This is a genomic window from Oceanispirochaeta crateris (assembly GCF_008329965.1).
Taxonomy (GTDB): Bacteria; Spirochaetota; Spirochaetia; order DSM-2461; family DSM-2461; genus Oceanispirochaeta; species Oceanispirochaeta crateris.
This window is the reverse complement of sequence record NZ_CP036150.1, coordinates 1,703,501-1,727,077: the sequence shown is the minus strand read 5'-3', so window position 1 is coordinate 1,727,077 and position 23,577 is coordinate 1,703,501. Positions and strand designations below refer to the sequence as shown.

At 46.5% G+C, this 23,577-nt stretch carries 24 protein-coding genes; 23 read left to right on the top strand and 1 reads right to left on the bottom strand.

Annotated elements, in window-relative coordinates; genetic code table 11:
- Window positions 1-4 precede the first annotated feature (4 nt).
- Genes EXM22_RS07905 through EXM22_RS07895 form a run of 3 tightly spaced genes read left to right on the top strand, consistent with a single transcriptional unit; the run spans window position 5 to window position 2,774 of the window.
- Window positions 5-1,072, top strand: a complete 1,068-nt coding sequence (locus tag EXM22_RS07905) for a hypothetical protein (RefSeq protein WP_149485996.1) — start codon at window positions 5-7, stop codon at window positions 1,070-1,072.
- On the top strand, window positions 1,069-1,914 hold the full coding sequence (locus tag EXM22_RS07900) for a hypothetical protein (protein ID WP_149485995.1): 846 nt from the start codon (window positions 1,069-1,071) through the stop codon (window positions 1,912-1,914). The genes EXM22_RS07905 and EXM22_RS07900 overlap by 4 nt, the downstream gene beginning before the upstream one ends.
- Window positions 1,911-2,774: a class I SAM-dependent methyltransferase gene (locus EXM22_RS07895; RefSeq protein WP_149485994.1), complete on the top strand. Its 864-nt coding sequence runs from the start codon at window positions 1,911-1,913 to the stop codon at window positions 2,772-2,774. The genes EXM22_RS07900 and EXM22_RS07895 overlap by 4 nt, the downstream gene beginning before the upstream one ends.
- On the opposite strand, the gene EXM22_RS07890 is transcribed toward EXM22_RS07895, so the two are convergent.
- A complete protein-coding gene (locus EXM22_RS07890) occupies window positions 2,747-5,089 on the bottom strand; it encodes a DUF3536 domain-containing protein (protein WP_149485993.1) in 2,343 nt (780 codons plus the stop codon). The genes EXM22_RS07895 and EXM22_RS07890 overlap by 28 nt on opposite strands.
- Window positions 5,090-5,249: 160 nt before the next feature.
- Here EXM22_RS07890 and EXM22_RS07885 point away from each other — a divergent pair, with 160 nt between their 5' ends.
- The 20 genes from EXM22_RS07885 to fliE all read left to right on the top strand — a co-directional run bounded on the left by EXM22_RS07885 (window position 5,250) and on the right by fliE (window position 23,517).
- Window positions 5,250-5,999: a DUF4912 domain-containing protein gene (locus EXM22_RS07885; RefSeq protein ID WP_149485992.1), complete on the top strand. Its 750-nt coding sequence runs from the start codon at window positions 5,250-5,252 to the stop codon at window positions 5,997-5,999.
- Window positions 5,992-7,599 (top strand): glycoside hydrolase family 57 protein, encoded by a 1,608-nt coding sequence (locus tag EXM22_RS07880; RefSeq protein ID WP_149485991.1) that lies wholly within the window; start codon window positions 5,992-5,994, stop codon window positions 7,597-7,599. The genes EXM22_RS07885 and EXM22_RS07880 overlap by 8 nt, the downstream gene beginning before the upstream one ends.
- A 209-nt stretch (window positions 7,600-7,808) precedes the next feature.
- Window positions 7,809-8,306 carry a division/cell wall cluster transcriptional repressor MraZ gene (gene mraZ, locus EXM22_RS07875; protein WP_210411566.1) on the top strand — a complete coding sequence of 166 codons (498 nt, stop codon included), beginning with the start codon at window positions 7,809-7,811 and terminating at the stop codon, window positions 8,304-8,306.
- Window positions 8,307-9,272: a 16S rRNA (cytosine(1402)-N(4))-methyltransferase RsmH gene (rsmH, locus tag EXM22_RS07870; protein ID WP_149485989.1), complete on the top strand. Its 966-nt coding sequence runs from the start codon at window positions 8,307-8,309 to the stop codon at window positions 9,270-9,272. It abuts the gene before it with no gap.
- Entirely contained in the window at window positions 9,265-9,540 is a 276-nt protein-coding gene (locus EXM22_RS07865; protein ID WP_149485988.1) for an FtsB/FtsL family cell division protein, read from the top strand. Before rsmH ends, EXM22_RS07865 begins: the two co-directional genes overlap by 8 nt.
- Window positions 9,537-10,943 carry a UDP-N-acetylmuramoyl-tripeptide--D-alanyl-D-alanine ligase gene (locus EXM22_RS07860; RefSeq protein ID WP_149485987.1) on the top strand — a complete coding sequence of 469 codons (1,407 nt, stop codon included), beginning with the start codon at window positions 9,537-9,539 and terminating at the stop codon, window positions 10,941-10,943. Before EXM22_RS07865 ends, EXM22_RS07860 begins: the two co-directional genes overlap by 4 nt.
- Before the next feature lie 82 nt (window positions 10,944-11,025).
- Window positions 11,026-12,105, top strand: a complete 1,080-nt coding sequence (gene mraY / locus EXM22_RS07855) for a phospho-N-acetylmuramoyl-pentapeptide-transferase (protein WP_149485986.1) — start codon at window positions 11,026-11,028, stop codon at window positions 12,103-12,105.
- A 16-nt stretch (window positions 12,106-12,121) separates the two neighbouring features.
- Window positions 12,122-13,264 carry a putative lipid II flippase FtsW gene (ftsW, locus tag EXM22_RS07850; RefSeq protein WP_149485985.1) on the top strand — a complete coding sequence of 381 codons (1,143 nt, stop codon included), beginning with the start codon at window positions 12,122-12,124 and terminating at the stop codon, window positions 13,262-13,264.
- Window positions 13,257-14,048 carry a cell division protein FtsQ/DivIB gene (locus tag EXM22_RS07845; protein ID WP_149485984.1) on the top strand — a complete coding sequence of 264 codons (792 nt, stop codon included), beginning with the start codon at window positions 13,257-13,259 and terminating at the stop codon, window positions 14,046-14,048. The genes ftsW and EXM22_RS07845 overlap by 8 nt, the downstream gene beginning before the upstream one ends.
- Window positions 14,049-14,050: 2 nt before the next feature.
- Window positions 14,051-15,283 (top strand): cell division protein FtsA, encoded by a 1,233-nt coding sequence (gene ftsA, locus EXM22_RS07840; protein ID WP_168203408.1) that lies wholly within the window; start codon window positions 14,051-14,053, stop codon window positions 15,281-15,283.
- Window positions 15,284-15,355: 72 nt separating this feature from the next.
- Entirely contained in the window at window positions 15,356-16,537 is a 1,182-nt protein-coding gene (ftsZ, locus tag EXM22_RS07835) for a cell division protein FtsZ (protein WP_149485982.1), read from the top strand.
- Between the two features lie 2 nt (window positions 16,538-16,539).
- The gene (locus EXM22_RS07830) at window positions 16,540-17,439 is read left to right on the top strand and encodes a site-specific tyrosine recombinase (protein WP_149485981.1); all 900 of its coding nucleotides are present in this window, start codon (window positions 16,540-16,542) and stop codon (window positions 17,437-17,439) included.
- The gene (locus EXM22_RS07825) at window positions 17,436-18,155 is read left to right on the top strand and encodes a tetratricopeptide repeat protein (RefSeq protein ID WP_149485980.1); all 720 of its coding nucleotides are present in this window, start codon (window positions 17,436-17,438) and stop codon (window positions 18,153-18,155) included. Before EXM22_RS07830 ends, EXM22_RS07825 begins: the two co-directional genes overlap by 4 nt.
- Window positions 18,152-19,153 carry a DNA-processing protein DprA gene (gene dprA, locus EXM22_RS07820; RefSeq protein WP_149485979.1) on the top strand — a complete coding sequence of 334 codons (1,002 nt, stop codon included), beginning with the start codon at window positions 18,152-18,154 and terminating at the stop codon, window positions 19,151-19,153. Before EXM22_RS07825 ends, dprA begins: the two co-directional genes overlap by 4 nt.
- Window positions 19,150-20,076, top strand: a complete 927-nt coding sequence (locus EXM22_RS07815; RefSeq protein WP_149485978.1) for a tyrosine-type recombinase/integrase — start codon at window positions 19,150-19,152, stop codon at window positions 20,074-20,076. Before dprA ends, EXM22_RS07815 begins: the two co-directional genes overlap by 4 nt.
- 52 nt (window positions 20,077-20,128) lie before the next feature.
- Window positions 20,129-20,665: an ATP-dependent protease subunit HslV gene (hslV, locus tag EXM22_RS07810; protein ID WP_149485977.1), complete on the top strand. Its 537-nt coding sequence runs from the start codon at window positions 20,129-20,131 to the stop codon at window positions 20,663-20,665.
- Window positions 20,666-20,667: 2 nt separating this feature from the next.
- A complete protein-coding gene (gene hslU / locus EXM22_RS07805) occupies window positions 20,668-22,038 on the top strand; it encodes an ATP-dependent protease ATPase subunit HslU (protein ID WP_149487952.1) in 1,371 nt (456 codons plus the stop codon).
- 108 nt (window positions 22,039-22,146) lie between these two features.
- A complete protein-coding gene (gene flgB / locus EXM22_RS07800; protein ID WP_149485976.1) occupies window positions 22,147-22,563 on the top strand; it encodes a flagellar basal body rod protein FlgB in 417 nt (138 codons plus the stop codon).
- Window positions 22,564-22,634: 71 nt separating this feature from the next.
- Window positions 22,635-23,093, top strand: coding sequence for a flagellar basal body rod protein FlgC (flgC, locus tag EXM22_RS07795; RefSeq protein ID WP_149485975.1), 459 nt, complete (start codon window positions 22,635-22,637; stop codon window positions 23,091-23,093).
- Window positions 23,094-23,175: 82 nt separating this feature from the next.
- Complete coding sequence (gene fliE / locus EXM22_RS07790; RefSeq protein ID WP_246157089.1) at window positions 23,176-23,517, top strand: flagellar hook-basal body complex protein FliE; 342 nt, start codon at window positions 23,176-23,178, stop codon at window positions 23,515-23,517.
- Window positions 23,518-23,577 lie beyond the last annotated feature (60 nt).

Genomic DNA, 23,577 nt, shown 5'->3' with positions numbered 1-23,577 from the left:
GAGTATGAATAAAACATTTTTTCTTCCCCTGATTATTCTCTTTTTCCTCATCTACTACCTTATGTTTCCTGTTAAGGGTGGTAAAGAGATCTATTGGACCGCTTCTGAGCTTCATCATTTTGGCACAATGAATCATTCTCCAGATTCTTTGAGTGTCCCGCTGGTAATCAATCAGGGGCGGCACCGGGGCGTATTACTCCCGGATGGAGGAACACCCTATCTTTTGAATGAAGAAGAGCGTGCTGCCGTATCAGAATCCCATTTTTTAATACAATCAACATCTGCTTCTCTTATCTTGAAAGATCTTGAGAGTCAAAGTGAAAAAATCATTCCATCCCAGGATTATCCTCTTATCCTCTCCGGTCATTTCTATGCTGCCGACTTTGGTTCCGCTATCCTGGAAGAGTTTGATTCTTCTGGAAAAAGCCTCTGGAAATGGAGAGGTACGTCTCCCATAACCGCCATCAGTGCCAGCACTCTCTGCACTGTTTTCGGATCTGTTGATGGACGTATCAGAATTTTTTCGAGACAGGGAGAAATGACTGAATTTATACCTGGAGATCAACGTGAAGATAATGTCATTTATGGGATTGCCTTTTCACAGGATTGCAGCAAACTGGCTGTTCTATCGGGTTTGAACAAGCAGTATATCAGACAGTATCATCTGAAAGAGGATGAGGCTCCTGAACTTTTTCATGAAGAGTTGCTGGAAAGCCGTTTTTCCAGACCTGTGAAACTCTTTTATTCAGAATCCGCTTCTCTTTTATGGGTGGAGCAAGAGTCGTCCCTTCTTCAATACCGTGGAGCAGATCTTGAGTCTACTCTGCTCTTGGATGGAACCCTGCTAACTCAAAATAGCGATGAGCAGGCGGGGCTGGTCTATGTTCTCAACCGTCTGGGTCCATCCAGTTTCAGTGATAAGTCCTATGAAGTTGCTGTCTACACAATGACAGGAACCTTAATCATGAGGAATCGTTTTGATGAGTATCCTCCCTTCTTTTTTAGATCGGGACGGGATATATTTCTATCGATGAATGATGATCTAATCAGTTTAAAAAGGGTCGATTCATGACAAATAAAAGAATTCTTCAACTCATCCTGTTGATCCTTTGCTCTCAGATTTCAGCCCTTCAATGGCCGGTTTCTGTAGAATACCTGGAATCCTGTTTTCTTGAAGATTACAATGGAGAACCCTTTCCTGGTCTTATTTTTTCTGGGTATGACTCTATGAGACCCTTTGATTTTGGAGAGACAATCTTTCGATTTACTCCGGGAGATTACTCGGCTCTTCCTCCTGTTGAGGGTTCCATGCTTGTCTTAGAGCATGAAAATGGGTTTCAGTCCATTTATACTCACATCAGTGAAGAAGAGACCAGAGCCGATCGAACTAGGTTGTCTGAGGGCGAATATTTGAAATCTCCAGAAGACGGTCCCCGGGAAGGACATTCTTCTTTTTACATCAGGGATGCTCTTCAGAACCAGTTAGTCAACCCTCTTATACTCCTTCCGGGGATGGATGATTTCTATCCCCCTGTGATTGAATCTGTCATTTTATCAGATCAAGAGAGAGAGTATATTTTAAATAATGATCTGATTCTTCCCGTGGGACGCTATCAGGTGTATATCAAAGGCTGGGATATACACGAAGCCGGCAGGAATCGGTCGCCCTACGAATTTTCCATGTATAATCTGGGAACACTACAGCTTAAAAGAGTTTTAGATGCGGTGATACAGAAGGATAATGATTTGTATTTTCAAGATGGTGTGGCCGTCTCTTCGGTGTTTTTTAGACAGGGATACCTATTTCTCGGGGACATCTCCCTGACTTCAGGACAGGCTAAATTGGAAGTTGTCATGAGTGATGCCCAGGGCAATGAGGATAGTACCGAATACACAATACAGGTGATACGGTGAGTTATAAAACATTTTCAAAAACTCCAGATATTGGAGAATCAAGGGTCATGATTGATTGTCCCTGCTGCGGCGGCAGTCAATTCAAAATCCACTGGAAGGCCGATCAGGGAATCTGGCATCGCTGCCTGTCCTGCTCCCTCATCCTTCAAAACCCCCAGCCTGTTATTGAGGATATATTGGAACGCTACGATTCTGAGTATTTTGAATATGAGACCGAGAATGAAGACGGCTTTTTAAACCTTATGCTTATGGGACTCCATGATGTAGGATTTTCAGAATGGGATAGCCTCGACTCTGAGGATAAGAGCTTTCTGGATATAGGCTGTGCTACAGGGCGGTTGGGAGCTTTTTTAAATGATTCCGGATGGAATGCTCAAGGAGTGGAAGTCTGCAGAGAGGCGGCCGCCTATGGAAATAAGCATTATAATATTGAAATTTTCCCGGGGACTCTGAATGAAGCCTGTTTTCCCGATGAGCACTTTCGTTTCGTTCATTCTTCGCATGTTATTGAACATGTGAACCGGCCCGATTTGTTTTTGAATGAAATCTTCCGTATTCTGAAGCCGGGAGGCCTTTACTACTGTGCTACCCCTAATTGTTCAGGGTTTCAGGCCAAACTTTTTGCTCATAAATGGCGATCTGCTATCGCCGACCATCTCTGCCTCTTCTCTAAGAAAACCCTCCGGCTCAGTGCTGAATCCCAGGGATTTCGGGTTCTCAAAACAAAAACCTGGGGAGGCCTGGGTGAAGGATATGCCCCTGCATTCCTCAAAAAAGCAGCCGATAAACTGGTTAAGCCTCTGGGATGGGGGGATGTGATGATGATGGTTCTTCAGAAGCCCTCAGATGGAGATAGTTGAATATCCTCTGTGAGATTCAGGAGATTCAATAGCTTCTTCTTGATCTGTCCGTCTGCTTTTTCAAGGAGAATCTGGCCCTCTTTATTGTGAATGACAAGGTCGAAAATCCTTCCAGAGAGGGATGAGCTGAGGGTCATCCGGCTGCTGATCTGCTGCACTTCAAGGAGTATGATAAGCTGGTTCAGTATGCTGTTAATATCCGACTTCAGGGCATTGAGAATCTGATCCTTGTGGAGAAGCTTTCGGTCAATAATCCGGTTTAGCCATAGATTCAAGTCTTCAGGAAGCGGTATCTTCCAAATCTTATTCTTCTCCTGGAGGTCGAGAAAACAATTCCAACCTTCGGCATTCCCGCTTTCCATCAGGAAGGTAACCTCCCTGAATGCATAATGGAGCAGGGCCTTTATGGAATGTTTTAAATTCTCTCCGTCGGGAAGCCTGAGCTTCATCCATTCATCCAGCTGGTTGATGATTCCGCTGTATTTCTTGCTGATGCTTAGATGATTTCCAAGCTCCATCAGGCATAACTGTTTCATAAGAGACTCTTTGTCTCTCCTGCTGATGTCTTCGGGTGTATAGATCGAATTCTGATCTCCCGGATAGAGTGTTATGGATGAAAAAAGTCGTTCTTCTCCCTCGAGAAAATAGGGAATCCTATTCTTTTCACCCGTGAGGGGGTGGGTTAGGGTTAGGATTCCCGACTTTCGGCTTTGTAGATCTTCATTTTTTTCTGGTTCAATCTCTCCTCTCAGAAATCCGGGAGTGTCTTCCTTGATTCCATAGTAGTTCATGATGATAAAGGAGAGAGCACTCTGGTTTATTTCTTTTTTTCGAAGATATTTTGACATGGTATAAAGGACGGCGCCATTTCCCTTTTCGGGAATATTGCTATGAGCCATGGACAGTTTTTCTAAGAATGCCGATTCGGGGCTATTGGAGTAGAAGGGAGAATAAAGGTCTATCAAGCGGGCCGCATACATCAGGTTCTGAAGAGGCTCAACACCGGATATATCCGAAAAAAACCAGGCGCATGAGGTGAACATGAGCATGCTGAACTTCTGCCCCTCCAGGAGTCTGAAAAACTGCTGCTGATCCGATTCAGAGGATCTTGACGGGCAGTATCGCCTGAAAAAATCACCCTTGGGAATGCGCTTGGTGAGGACGTGTACATATTGATCTCTTATTTCCTGAGCTGAGCTGGAGGAGAGGCGTGGCATAGCCGCTTTGTATATTCTGTCGGATGACGCCTGTAGATCTCTCAATGCCTCTCTTAAGGGGCCTCTCCAGGCTTGATTCCATTCTTCCTGGCCTCCCGTAGAGCAGCCACAGTCTTTGTACCATCTGGATACGCCATGTGAGCAGCTCCATGAGCTTCCCCGGCCGTCCTCTCCGTCTTTCAGCTCAACCTGTCCGGCGGGGCTGGCATTTGAATTGAGCCATGAAAAATTAACAAGCCGGGAGTCCTGGGATCTCTGTACTTTACTCAAAAAGGCAGATAAACCCATATTGCCCAGGAGTTCATGATGACCGTAGATTTCTCCGTCGGTGGCGATGGGGAGGATGGTGGCTCCCGAGTTATCCAACTCTTTCGTAACCCGGTTGTAGAAGTAATCAGCATCTCTTAAAAGATGGTTGAATGAGATCTCTGATGAAAGATGGGGATGGTAGAAGAAAATTGTAAGATCACCCGAGGGACAGTTCAGACGCCAAGGGTGCTGCCAGAGCTGCTGAGAGTCTCCAGTCGCATCCTCCCATCCCGACGCCTCGAATCTGAATCGCTGGGCCTGCCAGGGAGACAGGATGGTGTATTTTACTCCCGCCTTGACTAGATCTTCGGCTGTTTCCTTATTGATTGCCGCTTCAGAGAGCCACAATCCTTCAGAATCTCTACCATAATGAGACTTGAAGTTCTCGAGTCCCCACAGTATTTGTGTTCTTCGATCGTGTTCATTTGCCAGAGGAAGGATCATGTGGTTGTATACCTGGGCAATGGCATTGCCAAAGCCCAAATCTTCAATGCTGAGCTTGTCTCCTTCTATGATTTTTTCATAGACATGGGGAGATTCTTCCTGAAGCCAATTCAGTAGGGTCGGACCTATGTTGTAGGATATATATCTATAATTATTGAAAAAACTTTCTATGTTTCCCTTTGCATTTAAGAGTGGTGAAAAGGCATTGGCCTCGTAGCATTCACTGTTGATCCTTGAATTCCAGTTGGGATATGGCGCCGATTCTTTTTGATCTTCTATAATCCCGGTCCATGGGTTTTCTCTGGGAGGCTGGTAAAAATGGCCGTGAATGATCAGGTTTCTCATTATATTATAGTGACTTGAAAGGACGATTTTTGTAAACAGTTCAAGTTGTAATTAGTACAACATTGGGCCTAATTGGGGCCACCATTCAGAATCGATGCCTCTTGACATGATCCTTTTATTTTTCCTACGATGAAAAATCATTAAAACGGATTGGTTATAAATGACAGAAGAACGTCTTTTTTCTTTTTCCTATGAACAGCTTCTAGAAATCTCAAACCGGGGAAATATATTTGTGACTCCCGGTGTGGATAAGGAGACTCTTATCAGCCTGCTGATGGACGCCTTTGAAGAAGACCGAGATGAGAGAGAAGAACTGAATAATCTGGCTATCCAGATGGAAGCCCGCAAGTTCTCAGTTTCCAGGGATGAAGAGCTGGATCTGGGGCAGGATGATGACCTCGAGCTTCCTCTCCGGTACAACGATACAAGTGCCACTCTGTTGCTCCGGGATCCTTCCTGGGTCTTTTGCTACTGGGATCTTGAAGATAAAAAAGTCGATGAAATCCAGAATTCTCCCGGATTCCAGGGGCTTCTTCTCCGGGTGGTTGAGTTGAATACAAAAGAGTATTCACAGGATAACGTTCTGGATTATTTTGATATCCCCATCAAATTCAACGATTACAGGCGGTATATCAATCTACCATCGGTAGACACCTGTTACTGTGTAGAAATCCGGGCCGTGGTGGAAGATAAAGATTATCTGATAACCCGCTCCAATTCAATTGAAACGACAAGGGAGTATGTAACAGCTCCCCGAGAAAATGATATAACCCATAGCGACGAACTGATCCGGATGTCCGGGTTCTCTTCGGAATTCGGCGAAGCCCACGGCGTTTCGGGATATCAGGAAATACCCCAGAGGATCATACCTATCCATGATCTGCTGGACGAGGAACAATTCAATGATTGAGCATCTGAAAAATAAAAAAGGCATGATTTCTCTTGTCCTGCATGCTCATCTCCCCTTTGTGAGACATCCGGAGCATGAACGGTTTCTTGAAGAGGCCTGGTTGTTTGAAGCCCTGTCAGAAACCTATCTACCCCTGCTCAGGATGTTTTCCAGGCTAGATGAGGATGAAATCCCCTTCAGACTGACAATTTCATTGTCACCGACCCTTACCCATATGCTGCAGGATGATCTTTTGCGCCAGCGCTATGTTAATCATCTGAATATGCTGATAGAGCTTGCAGAGAAAGAACTGATTTATACAGCCGGAAATCCAGAAGAACATAGAATGGCACAGATGTACCATGAGCTGTATTCTCTGAATCTCAAGGAATACGAGGAAGTTTATGAACGAAACATCCTCAAAAAGCTTAAGTATTATCAGGATCGGGGGTATTTGGAAATCATTACCACCTGTGCCACCCACAGCTTCCTTCCTCATTATCAGAATTATCCTGAAATGATCAGAGCACAGATTCTGACCGGTATTGAGTCCCATGATCGCGTCTTTTCAACCCAGCCCAAGGGGCTCTGGCTGCCCGAGTGCGGGTATTTTCCGGGGGTTGAAGAGTTCATCAAGCCCTATGGAATTCAGTATTTTATGTCTTCGGCTCATGGGCTCCTCTATTCCGAGGACAGGCCGGTAAATGGGCTTTTTGCTCCTATCCGCTGTCCCAATGGTGTTCATGCCTTTGCCAGAGACAGAGCCTCATCAAGAGCCGTATGGTCTGCCACGGATGGTTATCCTGGAGATCCCGTATATCGTGATTTTTACAGAGACCTGGGTTTTGACAGGCCTCTGGATTATATAGCTCCATACATCAACTGCGGTGTTAACCGTGTGAATACGGGGCTTAAGTATTTTGCCATAACCGACAAATCAGATAATAAGCTCATTTACGATCCGGAGGCGGCTGCCGTCAAGGCTAAAGAGCATGCTGACCACTTCCTAGATAACAGGATCAGGCAGTGTGAAGCCCTGAGTCAGTACATGGATAGAACCCCTATTATTCCCTGTCCCTATGATGCGGAACTGTTTGGCCATTGGTGGTTTGAGGGACCTCTTTTTCTAGAGGCACTGATCCGGAAAATCCACGAGAAATCTGATGATGTTGTTCTTGTTACTCCCACGGATTATTTGAAAGTCTATCCTCAGAATCAGGTGACAAAACCTGCATTTTCAAGCTGGGGAGATAAGGGTTATGGTCAGGTCTGGCTGGATGGAAACAATGACTGGATCTACAGACATACTCATAAATTGATTGAGCGGATGCAGGAACTGGTGAATCGCTTTCCCGATGAGAAGGGGCTAAAAGAGAGGACCTTGAATCAGGCTGCGAGAGAAGTGCTGTTATCCCAGGCTTCAGACTGGCCTTTTATCATGAAAGCCGGAACCACCGTCCCCTACGCCAGAAAACGAATCAAAGAACATATTCATAATTTCAACTTCATATATGACTCGTTGTCCAGAAATACAATAAAGACCGAATGGCTGACCAAATTGGAGAAAAAAGACAATATTTTTCCCTTCCTCGACTATAGAGTTTTTAGGAAAGATTACTGATACAAAATACGGTTCTACAGGCTAAAGCAAGCGGAGATAAAGTATATTAGTGTTTTTTTTCATAAGATAATATATGTGATCAATAAAACCCCGGATTTCCCTCCGGGGTCTTTTTTTGCACTAAACCTAAACATATGTGTGGTATTTTTCTGTCTATTTGATAATAAAGGAATTCACTTTCTCAATCTATGTTGACAATCCAAATTTCCATGCATATTATGGAATTAAGTGGAAAAAAGTGGGGGAAAGTGGAAATACGGGGAATTCGTGGCCAATTTAGTACAACTCTTGATGATAAAGGAAGGATGATGCTTCCTGCAAAGTTGAGAGCTCAGGTCCCTATGGATTCTCTTGTGTTGACAAAGAGTGTTGACCGATGTCTCTGGCTTTTTCCTGTAGATCACTGGGAACGTCTGGTTCAGGGACTCAGTGAAAAAAAATCTCTTTTCAATGATCAGTACCAGATGATTTATCGAAGGCTTATTGCTCCTGCAGAAGAGATTCCTGTTGATAAAAGCGGACGGATTAAACTTTTCCCCGCACTGATGAAGTCTGTCGGTTTGAGCCGAGACTGCTCCCTCATTGGTATGGATGACCATATCGAGATTTGGGATGAAAGAGTTTACGAAGAATATGAAGAGGCCTGCTCTCAGTCTGTGAAAGAGGGTTGGAGTAACTTGTCCGGCATGGGCGACCTGGGGTTATAGATGGAAGAACAGAAGTACGTACATTATTCTATCATGAAAGAAGAAGTCTGTTCTTACCTGGCGCCGGATAAACCGGGACAGCTTCTTGTGGATTGCACCATGGGTGAAGGCGGACACTCTTTAGAATTTTTGACTAGATTTCCCGATCTTCAGGTTCTGGGTATTGATGCTGATCCGCAAATTCAGGAACGGGCTAAAGAACGGCTGTCTTCCTTTGCTGACAGAGTGCAGTTTGTGAATACTTATTTTGATCAGTATTTTCGCGATCATCAGGGAGAACCTGGGCCAGATAGAATCCTGATGGATCTGGGCATCAGTATGTTCCATTACGAAAAAAGCGGCAGAGGGTTTACCTTCAGCAAGGATGAACCACTTGATATGCGCCTCAATCCTGATAATCCGCTATCGGCCTATATCCTGGTGAATGATTACGAAGAAAATGATTTAGCTAATCTTCTCTTCGAATACGGTGAGGAGCGATATTCCAGACGGATCGCCAGAGCCATTGTCCGCGAAAGGACTCTCGCCCCCATAGAAACGGCTTTTCAGTTAGCCGGGATCATTTCCGGTTCTGTACCGTCTGCCTATAGGCATGGCCGCATTCATCCTGCTACTAGGTCTTTTCAGGCCATCCGGATTGTTGTTAATGATGAATTGGGCCGTCTTCGTTCTGTTTTGAGAGATGCTGTAAAAGCTCTTAATCCCGGAGGATTGATTGGAGTGATCACCTTTCATTCCCTGGAAGATCGGATCGTAAAACATTTTTTTAAAGACCTTCATCGGGACTGTATCTGTCCTCCCCAGCAGCCGCGCTGCAGTTGTGGGGGTGCCAGGGTTGTCGATGTTCTTACTCGTAAACCCGTAGTGCCCGGACAGGCCGAAATCAGGGAAAATCCGGCTTCGAGGAGTTCGAAGTTCAGGGTAGCTAGGAGAATTTCTGAGTTCTGGAGGGAAGCAGATGCTTAAAAAGGCAATCACCTTCTGTTTTCTTCTGCTTTTTCCTGTGTTTCTGTGTTTGAATGTGTGGCAGAGTTTCAGGTATCAGCAACTCCAGGCCGATCTGGTGACCTTGCAGAAAAAGCAGCTTGATCTGATCGAGAAAAATAAGAGGGCCTTAGCGGCTGTCGCCGTATACAGCTCGCCTTCCAGGGTCGGAGCACTGGCAGAAGACAGTCCGGATCTTAAGAAGGCAGATGCAGAAGATATTATTCTGCTTCAAAAGGGGGAAGAATGAATTCCCCCTTTAGTTGTTCCAGGCTTCTAAAGCTTTCCGGTGGCTTTTTTGTGGGTGACCGAACGCGCTGTCAGGAACCGCAGACAATTTGCATCGATTCAAGAGAAGCCGGGCCACGTTCTTTGTTTGTTCCCCTCAAGGGTGAGCGGACAGATGGGCACCTTCATATTGAATCTGCTATTGCCGCAGGTAGTTCCGCTGTTTTGGTAGAGCAGGACTGGGCTGAGGCTCATTCCAAGACTTTGCAAAATTGGGCTGCCCAGTATCCGGTTCTGTTTTTTCCTGTACAGGATACTTTGAAGCAAATGCAGGAGCTTGCCGCTGCCCATAGGGCCCGTTTTTCAAAGTTGAAGGTTGTCGGCGTTACCGGGAGTAATGGGAAAACGACAACGAAAGAAATGATAGCCTCTGTCTTGGAAACCATGGGGCGAACCTATAAAAATCAGGGAAATCTTAATTCCGAAATTGGTTTGCCTTTGACGGTTCTCAGGATGAATAAAGAATATGATTTTGCCGTTTTGGAGATGGGAATCAACCATGTTGGTGAAATGGATGTCCTGGTCGATATTGCTAGGCCGGGAACAGCGCTGATTACAAATATTGGAAGTGCGCATATTGGATATCTTGGCAGTAAGAGAAAGATTGCAGAAGAAAAACGCAAGATTTTTTCTCTTTTTAAGAAAAGCAACCGTGCATTCATCAACGAAAATGAACCCTTTGGGGATGTTTTGACAGAAAATCTGCAGGGGATATTGCATCGTTATGGTGAGCGGTCTCTATCAGAGCTTCAAGAAGTTCAGGATTTGGGTCTTGAAGGACAAAGGCTGGTGTTTACCGACTGCACCATTCGTTTGGCTTTGCCCGGATATCATAATTTGAATAATGCCCTGGCCGCCATTGCCGTTTCAAGGTCTCTTGGTGCAAGGTGGGATCAGATTCGTGAGGGACTTGAGAGCCTGGGTGCCGTCTTTGGACGGAGCCAAATCCTAAAAGGGCGCGTCGACATAGTGCAGGATTGCTACAATGCCAATCCTGATTCAGTTTTAGCCGCCGTGAAAATGTTCTCTGCCATGCCTGCGCGGGGGCGCAGGATTTTGGTCTTGGGGGATATGCTTGAGTTAGGTGAAGAAAGTGAGGTAGCTCATAAAACGATTGGCAAGGCGTTAACCGACAGCCCTGTCGATCAGGCTTTTTTCTTTGGATCCGAAATGAAGGCTGCATTTGATGAGTATCAGTTGACCGGAAAGGGGGCGTTTCATACCGACGATTATCGTACCCTGGAAAAGATGCTGCTTACTGCTTCAGAACCTGGTGACCTTGTCCTTTTGAAGGGGTCCCGCGGTATGGAGCTTGAACGATTGGCGGCTCCTTTGCTTGAGGAACGGCATAAGAAAATTTCCTAGGGGCCAAATGCCCCGGGAATAAATGACTCTAAAATAGCTCTTCAGCGGTGCTGAGGGATTTTGTTTATGTTCGGGAGGGGACATGTTTGAAGCGATTTTTTATCCGCTTGTAAAGTATTTTTCTTTTTTCAATATTTTTAAGTATATCAGTTTCCGTTCGGCCTATGCCGCCGTGACAGCCCTTCTTTTGTCCTTTTTGCTGGGACCCAGGGTGATCAGGGTTCTTACTCAGTTAAAACTAGGTCAAGAGGTCAGGAATGATGGACCAGAAACTCATTTGACCAAGGCAGGAACCCCTACCATGGGCGGTGTCCTTATTGTCCTGTCTGTGACAGTCTCCATCCTCTTATGGCAGGATTTAAGCGAGTATTATACCTGGGTCATCCTGGTCTCTCTTTTAGGATTCGGATTACTTGGGTTTTTAGATGATTATTTGAAAATTTCCAGAAAAAGTTCCGACGGGTTGCGCTCCGGTTTGAAATTATGGGGACAGCTCCTCGTTTCTCTTGTGATCATGCTCATCCTTTACTTTTGTCAGAATGATCATACGACCTTGCTTTATATTCCGTTTTTGAAGAATCCTGTTTTGGATTTGGGCTTGCTTTACATCCCCTTTGGGATCTTCCTTCTCGTAGGCTTTTCTAACGCTGTAAATCTCACCGATGGATTGGATGGACTGGCAACGGGTCTGATGATCATTGCACTGATTGCCTTCACGGCCATTGCGTATTTAACAGGTCATGCTGTTTTTTCTGACTATCTGCAAATCCCTTTTCTATCCGGTTCTGGAGAACTGACCGTCTCCAGCTTTGCTCTGATGGGTGCCTGTGTCGGTTTTCTCTGGTTTAACTGTCATCCCTCTGAGATCATGATGGGAGATACGGGGAGCCTCGCCATGGGCGGATTCCTGGCAACTCTGGCTCTCATCCTTAAAAAAGAAATCCTATTGGTCATCATCGGCGGCGTTTTTGTGATTGAAACCGTATCTGTGATGATTCAGGTGTATTCCTTCAAGAAAACCGGGAAACGTGTTTTTAAGATGGCACCTCTTCATCATCATTTTGAATTATCCGGGTGGGCAGAGAGTAAGGTCGTGGCTCGGTTCTGGATACTCGGAGGCATGTTTGCCATCCTGGGTTTGTCTACCTTGAAGATCCAATAGGGGGTATGAGGAAGCAATGAGACGGTTCGAAGCTGACCGCATGGTTCTCAGAGTAAGTGACTCCGGCCTTTTAGGCATTATGGTCCTGTTAACAGGGACCGGGGTGAGTGCTCTGTTCTCAGCTTCATACCATTTTGGTAGAGTTGCAGCGGGTGATCCGTTTTACTTTTTTAATCGTCAAATCTTATGGATTGTTCTGGGAACTCTGTTCAGCTTTATCTTGAGCCGTATGCCCCTCACCCTGATTCGAAGACTGACTCATCCCTTTATCATAACAACCATTGTATTGAATATCCTCACCTATGTTCCGGGAATAGGAAGTACCGCCGGAGGAGCCAGTCGGTGGATTGAAATTGGAGGTAACTCTTTTCAACCTAGTGAATTGGTTCGTGTGGCACTGGTGTTGTATATGGCGCATATTCTAGATAAGAAAAAGGATAGGATGGATGACTTTCTTAATTCAATCCTTCCCGTTCTGATCATGTCAGTTTTTATGACTGTCCTCGTGTATTTCCAGAATGACTTCTCCTCGGCCATTTACGTCTTTCTCATTGCCATTCTGCTTCTGTTCCTCGCCGGAATCCGCTGGTCCTATATTTTTGGCGGATCAGCCGCCATTGTGCTGTCTGCCATCCCCATGGTTATGGCCAAACCCTATCGTCTGGAACGCATCCGTTCCTGGCTCAGCCCCCTTGCAGATCCCAGCGGGGCCGGATATCAGCTTCTCAAGTCCAGGATGGCCCTTCAAAACGGTCATTTTTGGGGCCTGGGTGTTGGACAGGGGCAGGTGAAATTAGGCGGTCTTCCCGCGGCTCATTCGGATTTTGTATTTGCGGTTGTAGGAGAGGAAACAGGATTTGCCGGCATTGTGTTCATTCTGTTCCTCTTCCTTGTGTTTGCCATAAAAGGTTACTCCGTCGCATTAAACAGTTCCAGCTGTTATGTCAGATTAGCAGCCTTCGGCTTGACCTCTTCGGTTTACTTTCAGGTCTTGATCAATGCGGCTGTTGTTTGCGGCGCCTTGCCTGCCACAGGAATCCCGCTCCCCCTGTTTTCAGCCGGAGGAACATCTACTCTGGTGACTCTGGGGATATTTGGCCTCTTGATCAATTTTTCAAGGTATAAAGCCAAAGACAGGGAGGTCCTTTGCTATGGTTAAATTTGCAGAGCTTCCTGTTGTTTTAAAGCTGCGGCGGGTCTTATTTATTTTTATTATGCTTTTGCTTCTGCTTCTCGGAATCCAGTTGTGTCTGACCTATTTGATTCTGCCGCGTATGCAGATTGGACAGATCTTGCTGGAAAGCACATTGGATCTTTCTGATGAGGTTCTCCTTTCCATGGGTGGTCTGACTGGGCGTGAAAACTATATTTCACTGAATGAGAGCGAAATAAGAGAGAATTTTGAATCCTTTCCCATGATCAGAAAAGCCTATGTGGAAAAACAGTTTCCCCGTACTCTAAAGATCATACTCTTTGGACGATCTCCCTTAGGGCTTGCCTTTGCGGGTACTCCGGGAGAGTCAGAACCTCTGGCGTTTGATGAATATGGTGTGGTCTTCGAAGTTCCGGGAAACTCCGGATACATGGATCTTCCCGTACTGACCGGGTTGAGCCTTGAAGACAGGAACGGAACACAGAGGCTGCCCGATTCTCTTTCCCCTCTATTAAGGGATTTAATGAACCTCAAAAAGAACTCCCCCCATTTATTTGGGCAGATTTCAGAAATCTCTGTTAGAAACAACCAGGGAGTGTTCAATGAAATCAGGTTATATGTGAACTCCTATAAACTGCCGATCCTTCTTTCTGCAGCTTTATCGGATACGGTTATGAAAAAAATTCTTTTGGTTCTCGACTCTTTGAGTTCTGGGAGTCTTATGAAGAATCTGGAATATGCAGACTTCAGAACAGAACAGGTTGTTCTGAAAACAAGGGAGGGCAATTAGTTTTGCCGGAAAAAGATATTGTCGTAGGACTGGATATTGGAACCAGCAGAGTTTCAGCACTCATTGCAGAATATAACGATGCAGGAGAGCTCTGCTTCGCCGGAGCTGGTTCTGTGCCCTCAGATGGTTTGCGCAAGGGCGTTGTTGTGAATATCGAGGCGGCTCAGAAAGCCATAGCCGATGCTATTGAAGCAGCAGAACAGGAAGCAGGCCGGACAGTACACGATGTGTACACCGCCGTAACAAGCGGGAACGTAGAAGGTCTCAATTCCCGAGGTGTTGTGGCCGTCAGCGGTAAGGGGAGAGAAGTCACTGTCCAGGATATCCGCCGGGTCATCGAAGCCGCCAAAGCCATTGCTGTCCCCATGGACCGGGAAATCCTCCATGTTGTCCCCCAGCATTTTATGGTTGATGACAAGGTGGGAATCCGTGATCCTCTGGATATGATCGGTGTGCGCCTTGAAGCGGATGTCCACATCATCACAGGAAGCATCGCCGCCACTCAAAATGTGATTAAATGCACAAACCGCAGTGGATATAAAGTGAATGAGATTTCCCTCGAATCGCTTGTGGCGTCCCAGAATATTCTTTCCGACGATGAAAAAGAGTTGGGAGTTTTGTATTTGGATATAGGCGGCGGGACCAGTGATGCCATTGTTTATTTTGAGGGAACGCCTCATTTTTCTGGATCTCTTCCTGTTGCGGGTGAACAGGTGACTACCGATCTGTCCATTGTTCTGGAACAGCCCATGGACCAGGCAGAGGCGATCAAGTTGAATCAGGGAAAGTGTTGGGAGCCTCTGGTTGACCCTTCTCAGGAAGTACTTCTTCCAGGGATTGGCGGAAGACCCCCCCGGAGTATTCCCGAAGTGGATGTCTGCAGGATTATTCAGTCCAGAATGGCAGAGATCCTACTGCTCATCAGAAAACAGCTTCACCAGAAGGGATATTTAAACCGTTTGGGTGGTGGAGTTGTCATTGCTGGCGGAGGGGCCTTGCTTCCCGGAGCGGGTGAATTGGCCTCTGATATCTTCAGAAGACCCGTTAGAATTGCCATGCCCTCCGGACTGAAAGATCTGCCGGGTCATTGCCGTGGACCAGAATGGTCTACTGTTGTCGGTCTGGTTATGGCCGCTAAAAGTGAAGAGAATAGCCTAGGGAATGATTCTGAAATCATTGGAGGAGCCTGGGGATTTTGGGAGCGCCTGAAAGAATGGTTTGCTAATTTTATATAGGAAACAGCGGGTTTTAAACCTGTTAAAAAAAATAAAACGACTAGATTGACATCTATCCTTGGGAGGGGATTTATGGAACTTGAAATACTGGAAGAAACGTTGGGAAACAAGACGGTCATCAAGGTGATCGGTGCCGGTGGCGGTGGCAGCAATGCTGTCAATCGAATGATAGCTTGTGGAGTCAAAGGGGTCGAATTTATAGCGACCAACACCGACCTTCAGGCGCTGGATAAGTCTGAAGCCCCCATTAAACTGCCCCTGGGGTCTAAGCTTACAGGCGGACTTGGAGCCGGAGGGAATCCGGAAATCGGGGCTCAGGCTGCTGATGAGGATAAGGAAACCATTAAAAATGTCCTCAAAGGGGCTGACATGGTCTTTATTACCGCAGGAATGGGGGGAGGAACCGGAACAGGTTCTGCTCCTATTATTGCACGGATAGCCCGTGAACTGGGGGCTTTGACCGTTGCCGTTGTCACCAAGCCCTTTGGATTTGAACAAAGGCGTAAAATGGGTCTTGCCGAGGACGGCATAGATAAACTCTACAAGGAAGTGGATACACTCATAACAATTCCGAATGAGAACCTTATGAAGATTGTAGAAAAGAATACGCCTATTCGGGAAGCCTTTTTGATGGCGGATGATGTGCTGCGTATGGGTGTTCAGGGTATCTCCGATCTCATCACACAGCACGGTGATATCAATATTGACTTTGCCGATGTCAAGGCCGTGATGCGATCTCAGGGTGAGGCTCTTATGGGCATCGGAACCGGCCGGGGAGATAACCGCGCCATCGATGCCGCCACCAGTGCCATCAATAATCCGCTTCTGGAAGATGCCAGCATTGACGGAGCCAAGGGGCTTCTTGTCAATGTATCCGGCGGTAGCAGTCTGACCCTTGCAGAGTATAAAGAGGTCATGGATATCATTGCCGAAAACATAGATCCCGATGCCACTGTCATACCGGGAACTACAATCGATGACTCTATGGAAGATGAAATCAAGGTCACTGTCATTGCCACTGGATTTAGATGCAGACAGGAAGAACAGGAAGTCCAGGAAAAAGCCAGTGTCCCCGAGGTTCCAGGGCATAGTGATGAAATCCTCCCCTATGAAAAATGGAAGAGTTTCTATGATGATGACAGCAAACAGTCTGATAGCATGGGTAGCCCTTTTCAGAGTCTTATCGGGTCGGGGCCTTCTGAATCTGACCTCTATGTGCCCACCTATTTGAGAAACAGGAAGGTCGGTAGCTGAATATGATTTCAAGGGAATTGTCCGGACGGTTTCAAACCTACCTCACAGTTGAACTCCGTATGTCTCCCAATACGGTGGATGCCTATCTGAGGGAAGTTTTGAAACTGGAAGGTTTCCTTAAGCAGGCTGACAGATCCTGGCAGGATCTGGACACTCCCCTCTTGGAGAATTATCTGTTGGCTGTCCGTCAGAAAGAACAGGATCTGAGCCCCCGGACTATCTCCCGGATACTGAGCAGCCTGCGTTCCATGATGGAATTCCTTATTCTAAGCGGAGAAAGAAAGACTAACCCATTGCAGGGAATGGATATGCCCAGGATCACCCAGTCTCTTCCCGAGGTCATGACTCTGGAGGAAGTGGATGCTTTTTTAGCAGCCATACCCCTTGATACGCTCCTGGGACAAAGGGATCGGACCCTTTTTGAACTGATTTACAGCTGCGGTCTGCGTGTTTCCGAAGCCGTCGATCTTGAGATGACCCACCTGTATACCGAAGACGGTATGATTCAGGTTTTTGGAAAAGGCGGAAAGGAGCGCTGGGTTCCCCTGGGACCCATTGCCGAGCACTGGCTGGGTATCTATTTGAACGAAGTACGCCCTCGAATGCTAAGGCCGGGTTTCATGACCAATACGGTGTTTTTAAACAACCGGGGAAAGGGACTCTCCCGAAAGGGCATGTGGAAAAATTTCAAATCCATAGCCGAAACAGCCGGTGTCAGCGGTAAAATCCATACTCTGCGTCACTCCTTTGCAACGCACCTCTTGCAGGGGGGCGCCGACCTCAGGAGTGTGCAGGAAATGCTGGGGCATTCCGATATCAGTACGACCCAGATTTATACTCACTTGAACAGAGATGATCTGCAGCAGGCCCATAGTGAATTTCATCCCAGGAGTAAGTCATGAAAACAAGATTTCTTTTGATATTTTGGCTTATGAGTTCTCTTCTGATTCTTATTTCTTGCAAGCCGGGAAGGAACAACGAATTGGCTCAAAGAGTCTATGAATTGGAACAGATCGGTTCTGCAGAGGCAGAACCCGACGAAATCAGGGAAATCCGCAAAGACATAAATCACTGGGAAAAAGAGCTGAATGATGCCATCAGCGCCGGGAAAAACACGGGTCGGTATTATCGGGTTTTAGGGCTTAAATTTCTGGACTATAAGATGTATGCCCCCGCGCGGGATAGTTTTTCCAGAGCCATTGAGATCACCCCCGAAAACGGACGGCTCTACTACTACCGGGCTGTGACTCTGTCCAGACTGGCCGTCTTAAGGGACAATGATGAAGAAAAGTTGGCAGAGCTGGCTCTGGCAGAAAAAGACTATTTAAAAGCCATTGATCTAGAGCCTAAGTATATGTCTCCCTATTACAGTCTGGCTATCCTCTATATTTACGAATTATCCCGTCCTTTTGAAGCAGGACCATTTTTGGAGAAGTATTTAAAAGTTGAGCGCAGTGATGGCAGGGCTCTGCTCCTGTACGGACAACTCCTAGAACAAATGGACCAACCCGAAAAAGCAATGGATCAGTATACCCGTCTCCTCTCTCTGTCTGGGTATTCGGCCGAGAAAGAACAGGCTGCACTATATTTGAACAGAATAAGGGAGGATTCATTTTGATAGACCTCAACGTCTTGTTTGCCCTCAATCGACTGGGATCACTTAAATTAAATGAGAAACTTAAAATCCTGAACGGATTCAGCAGTCCCGATCTTTTTTCAAGAGTCTCTTTGTATGAAATGGAATGGCTTTTGGGAAGAAAGTTGCGGATGCGGTCCTTTGAACCCGATGAGCTTATGGCCCTGGGCGAGGGGGATCTTAAGAAGACCAATTCCCTGGGTATCCGGTGGACCTGGTATGGGGGACGAGAGTACCCTAGTATTTTGAAAGAGATTTACGACCCACCTTTCATTCTGTTTTGGAAGGGTTCTCTGCCTTCTGATCTCCGGGAATCATTAGCCGTTGTGGGGACAAGAAAACCCACCCTTCAGGCAGACCGTAGTGCATATGCATTGGGATTGGATGCGGCGACAGCGGGTATTCCTCTTATTTCCGGCATGGCTGCCGGCATTGATGGTGCTGCTCATCGGGGCGCTCTGGCAGGGGGTGGTGTGACATGGGCTGTGCTTGGAACAGGTTGTGACAAACCCTATCCTCGTGCCCATAGGAAGTTGGCTGCGGAGATCGTCACAAAGGGAGGCGGACTCATTTCTGAGTTTGTACCCGGTACGGGACCTGTGCGGTATAATTTTCCCAAAAGGAACAGGATCATCAGTGGACTGAGCCAGTCGGTGGTGATCGTTCAGGCTCCCGGCCGCTCCGGAGCATTGCACACGGCGGACTTTGCCCTGGATCAGGGGCGGGATGTCTATGTGCATGAAAACGGATTGAGTGGCAGGACCGGAAGAGGAAGCGCACTCCTGGCTGACCAGGGGGCTCCGGTCATAGGCTGTCTGAAAGATATCTATCCCAATCTTGAAAGTCCCGGACATTCTATGGAAGATGCCTATCCAATGGCATCAGGAACAACCGTTGAGGCTGCTTCTATGGCTTCCAAAATGATGCGGTATGAGTTAAAAGATCAATTGAAATTCTATAAGGGGAGGGTTCAGTTTTGATATCAGAATTTGATGTTCATTTAAAAGATTATGAGCACCACTTAAGAGCCCTCCGGGGGCTTTCAGAGAGAACTCTTCGGGCGTACAGTAATGATATCTCAGCCTGGCACGAGTTTCTAAATGAACAGGGATTAAACGAGATTGAAGCCGGACGGGATGATGCTAGGATGTACATCAGTACACTCTCGGTGAGACAGCTGGCGACATCAACAATCAACAGATCCCTGTCGTCACTCAAGAGTTATTACAGCTATCTGGAAAAAAGGAATATTGTCGATGGCAATCCCTTTTTGGGGGTCCGGTCAATTAAAAAACCGGCGACCCTTCCAGTGTACCTGACAAACAGGGAGGTCAGTATACTCCTGGACCATGTGGAGGGGGATGACTTTACGGCACAAAGGGATAGAAGCCTCTTTGAAATGCTCTATTCAACGGGCTGCCGTGTCAGTGAGCTCTGTCATCTCACGGTTCAATCTGTCAGTACCAATAGAATTCTCATCAAGGGTAAGGGGGGCAAAGAACGGTATGTTTTTATTGGTGAAAAAGCCAGGCATGCTCTCGAACTGTACCTGCCCCTGAGGAGTCAAAGGCTCATCCAATGTGGTCTGGCCGATATCCAGTCTCTTATTTTAGATGAAAGGGGGCAGGGATTGAGTACCAGAGGGGTCTATTATCTGTTGCAGAAATATATGAGAAAGTCCGGACTGAATAGAAAAATCGGTCCCCATGCTTTCCGTCATGCCTTTGCCACAGAAATTTTAAATGAAGGGGCTGATATCAGGGTCGTTCAAGAGTTGCTGGGGCATGCCAGTTTATCAACGACTCAGGTGTATACCCATACGGGGATTGAGAGAATCCGTCAGGTTTATCGGAATGCTCATCCCCATGGAAAACAGGCCATTCACAGGACCCAACGGTCCTGAGCGAAAATATACCCCGCATCATACGGAATAAGCGGGTAGGAAGGGAGTTTGTATGAAGTTAAGAGGCACGACCATTTTGGCCGTCACCCGAAACGGCGAAATGGCAATGGCCGGAGATGGTCAGGTAACAATGGGTGATTCTGTTGTCATGAAAGGAAACGCAAGAAAAGTCAGGCGGCTCCTGGGTGGACAGGTCGTCTGCGGTTTTGCAGGATCAACAGCTGATGCTTTTACTCTGGAAGAACGATTTGAGGGAAAACTCCGTGAATTTGGTGGAGACATTACACGGTCAGCCGTTGAATTGGCCAAAGACTGGAGAACCGATCGGGCTTTGCGAAGACTGGAAGCCATGCTTTTGGTCATGGATAAGGAAAAAATACTCGTTCTTTCAGGGAATGGGGATGTGATAGAACCCGAAGGAGGCGCCATTGCCATCGGTTCAGGAGGAAATTATGCCTATGCTGCCGCCAGAGCCTATCTGGATGGGTCAGACCTGAGTGCTGCGGAGATAGCCAAGAGGTCCCTGGGCATCGCAGGAGATATTTGTGTGTTTACAAATCATAATATTATCGTGGAGGAACTTTCATGAGCATGGGACTTGAATTGAAAACTCCCAAGGAAATTGTTTCAGAACTGGACAGATACATCATCGGCCAGGATAAGGCCAAAAAAGCCGTCGCCATTGCACTGAGAAATCGGCTGAGGCGGTCCAGGCTTCCAGATGACCTCCGGGATGAGATTGCTCCAAAAAACATCATCATGATTGGTCCTACAGGTGTGGGAAAAACCGAAATTGCCAGAAGACTTTCCAAACTCTGTGGAGCCCCTTTTATAAAAGTCGAAGCCACTAAATTTACCGAAGTTGGATATGTGGGGCGGGATGTGGAATCCATGGTCAGAGACCTGATGGCCGCGGCGGTTTCCATGGTTAAAACCGAATTGAAAGAAGGCATTCAGGAAGAAGTCATGGCGGCCACTGAAGAAGCTCTTTTAGATCTCTTACTTCCCGGATCTAAGGCTCCCCAGTCCATACCGGATAACCAGGGGAATCTTCCCGATGTCATCCCAGAATCTCCCGGAGCCCATACGAGGGAAGTTCTTCGACGGAAGCTGCGGGCGGGTGAGCTGGAAGACAGAATTGTAGAAGTGAAAGTTTCCGGAGGCGGCGGACCCTCTATTGAGATCTTTTCCGGATCAAATTTTGAATCCATGGATATGAAAATGGGCGCCCTTGGAAATATCTTTGGAGGCATGAACAAAAAAACCCGGAAGGTGAATGTTGCTCAGGCCAGAGAGATCCTGCAGGGAGAACAGACTGATAAACTCATTGACAATGACAACGCCATCGATATTGCCCGGGAACGAGTGCAGAATATGGGGATCATTTTCATAGATGAAATCGATAAAATCGCTAATAATAATGGGAAATCCGGAGGACAGGATGTTTCTCGGGAAGGCGTTCAGAGGGATATTCTTCCCATCGTTGAGGGATCTTCTGTAAACACAAAATACGGAATGGTAGACACCTCTCATGTCCTTTTTATTGCAGCGGGAGCCTTCAATCTTTCAAAGCCATCTGACCTTATACCTGAGCTTCAGGGCCGTTTTCCCATTCGTGTGGAGTTGGAAGATTTGAATGCTGATGCCTTCGAAATGATTTTGACCCAGCCGAAAACTGCCTTGATTAAACAGTACACGGAACTTCTGGGAACAGAAGATGTTTCATTGAAGTTTACAGACAAGGCCATTCGCCGGCTGGCGGAACTGGCAGAAGAGGTGAATACAAGCACCGAGAATATCGGTGCCAGGCGTTTGCATACCATCATGGAGCATCTACTGGAAGAGGTCTCCTTTAATGCCCCCGAAATGCAGGGCGAAACTGTGGATATCACTCCTGAATATGTGGAAGAACGTTTGGGAGACATTATACAGAATAGAGATTTAAGCCGGTATATCCTTTAGTAGTACTCTGTTGTCCAGGGAGACGACGGGTATAAAAAACTAAGTGACCCCGGGGTATCTGCCGAAATTGAAAAGGTAGAAGTATTTTTTAAGTGAAGGAAGATTTGTATGTTTACAGGTAACAGTTTTGGAAAAACCGTGGATATTCTACAGCGGACGATGGATACGAGCCTTCTGAGAAGGGAAGTTATTTCGAACAATATAGCCAATGCCGAGACTCCGAACTTCAAGAGAAGCGATGTCTCCTTTGAGGCGGAACTGACCAGGGCTTTAGCTTCTGAAACAAAAAAAACACTTCCTGCGAAGGTCACCAATGACCGTCATATGAGTTTTAACCAGACCGTTGATTACCGCAGTGTCAGACCTCGTAGAGTTCTGGATTATCTGACAGAGAGTAAAAATAACGGCAACAATGTGGATATTGAGCAGGAAATGATGATGGCTACCCAGAATCAGATGATGTATGAATTGATGTCCCAGTCTATTGGATTTCAATTCACCCAGGTGAACATCGTAACGAGGTAGTTCGTAGAGTTTGGAAAGAAGAACCCCGATTGAGTTGGGGTAGCTAGAAGGATAGTAGACAGGAGTACAGAATGGGATTATTCAGTTCTATAAATACAGCATCAACAGGACTTTCGGCAGAAAGAATGCGTCTGGATGTTATTTCAGATAATATTGCCAATGCCAACACGACAAGAACCGCCGAGGGCGGCCCTTTTAGACGGAGCCGTGTTGTGTTCAGACCTGTCGTAGACCAGCCGTATTGGCGAAGTCCCTTTCTTCCGGATAATCTGGACAATGGCATTGGCCAGGGGGTTCGAGTTTCCAAAATCGAGAAGGATATGGATGATGAGCTGAGGCTTGTTTATGATCCTACTCATCCGGATGCCATAAAGACGGGGCCTCAAAAAGGCTATGTTGAGTATCCTAATGTGAATATTGTCAATGAAATGGTGGATATGATTTCTGCCACCAGAGCCTATGAGGCCAATGTGGCTATTATGGACGGGAGTAAATCCATGTTCCAGAAAGCCCTGCAGATCGGGGGTTAATACCCGTTCTTGGCGGTAGAAGGCTTCTTTTAAGGTCAGAAAAGTATAGAACAGGGGTTAGAACCCCTTTGAGGAGAGGAAAATGAGTCTGTTGAATACAATCAATGAAAATATGGTGAACGGTAATTTTGTTCCCATGAAAACAACCAGCCCTCTTCATATGAAGGCTGTAAAAAACAGTGATCCTCAAGAGATTCCTTCTGAATCATCCTTTGCAGACCTTGTTCGAAAAGGACTTTCCGCTGCCAATGATGATCAAATTGAGAGTGAGAATCTGTTTGTAAAAATGATCAGTGACCCTGATTCTGTTGAAGTGCATGATGTGAGTATTGCCATGGCTAAGGCCAACATGTCCCTTCAAATGACAAAAAGCATAGTTGATAAAGCCGTTCAGGCTTATAAAGATATTATTAGTATGAGGTAACGAACCCTATGAAGGGCTGCGGTTCTCATCCGTGGTCCTCAGGTTTCACCGTGGGAGGGG

Excerpts from the sequence above, each read along its gene's own strand:
- EXM22_RS07860 (WP_149485987.1), top strand. The coding sequence starts at position 9,537 with ATGAATTCCCCCTTTAGTTGTTCCAGGCTTCTAAAGCTTTCCGGTGGC.
- flgC (WP_149485975.1), top strand. The coding sequence starts at position 22,635 with ATGGGATTATTCAGTTCTATAAATACAGCATCAACAGGACTTTCGGCA.
- EXM22_RS07830 (WP_149485981.1), top strand. The coding sequence starts at position 16,540 with ATGATTTCAAGGGAATTGTCCGGACGGTTTCAAACCTACCTCACAGTT.
- mraZ (WP_210411566.1), top strand. The coding sequence starts at position 7,809 with ATGCATATTATGGAATTAAGTGGAAAAAAGTGGGGGAAAGTGGAAATA.
- hslV (WP_149485977.1), top strand. The coding sequence starts at position 20,129 with ATGAAGTTAAGAGGCACGACCATTTTGGCCGTCACCCGAAACGGCGAA.
- EXM22_RS07900 (WP_149485995.1), top strand. The coding sequence starts at position 1,069 with ATGACAAATAAAAGAATTCTTCAACTCATCCTGTTGATCCTTTGCTCT.
- ftsZ (WP_149485982.1), top strand. The coding sequence starts at position 15,356 with ATGGAACTTGAAATACTGGAAGAAACGTTGGGAAACAAGACGGTCATC.
- EXM22_RS07890 (WP_149485993.1), bottom strand. The coding sequence starts at position 5,089 with ATGAGAAACCTGATCATTCACGGCCATTTTTACCAGCCTCCCAGAGAA.
- EXM22_RS07845 (WP_149485984.1), top strand. The coding sequence starts at position 13,257 with ATGGTTAAATTTGCAGAGCTTCCTGTTGTTTTAAAGCTGCGGCGGGTC.
- EXM22_RS07865 (WP_149485988.1), top strand. The coding sequence starts at position 9,265 with ATGCTTAAAAAGGCAATCACCTTCTGTTTTCTTCTGCTTTTTCCTGTG.
- EXM22_RS07880 (WP_149485991.1), top strand. The coding sequence starts at position 5,992 with ATGATTGAGCATCTGAAAAATAAAAAAGGCATGATTTCTCTTGTCCTG.
- fliE (WP_246157089.1), top strand. The coding sequence starts at position 23,176 with ATGAGTCTGTTGAATACAATCAATGAAAATATGGTGAACGGTAATTTT.
- rsmH (WP_149485989.1), top strand. The coding sequence starts at position 8,307 with ATGGAAGAACAGAAGTACGTACATTATTCTATCATGAAAGAAGAAGTC.
- ftsW (WP_149485985.1), top strand. The coding sequence starts at position 12,122 with ATGAGACGGTTCGAAGCTGACCGCATGGTTCTCAGAGTAAGTGACTCC.
- EXM22_RS07885 (WP_149485992.1), top strand. The coding sequence starts at position 5,250 with ATGACAGAAGAACGTCTTTTTTCTTTTTCCTATGAACAGCTTCTAGAA.
- EXM22_RS07825 (WP_149485980.1), top strand. The coding sequence starts at position 17,436 with ATGAAAACAAGATTTCTTTTGATATTTTGGCTTATGAGTTCTCTTCTG.
- flgB (WP_149485976.1), top strand. The coding sequence starts at position 22,147 with ATGTTTACAGGTAACAGTTTTGGAAAAACCGTGGATATTCTACAGCGG.
- hslU (WP_149487952.1), top strand. The coding sequence starts at position 20,668 with ATGGGACTTGAATTGAAAACTCCCAAGGAAATTGTTTCAGAACTGGAC.
- mraY (WP_149485986.1), top strand. The coding sequence starts at position 11,026 with ATGTTTGAAGCGATTTTTTATCCGCTTGTAAAGTATTTTTCTTTTTTC.
- EXM22_RS07905 (WP_149485996.1), top strand. The coding sequence starts at position 5 with ATGAATAAAACATTTTTTCTTCCCCTGATTATTCTCTTTTTCCTCATC.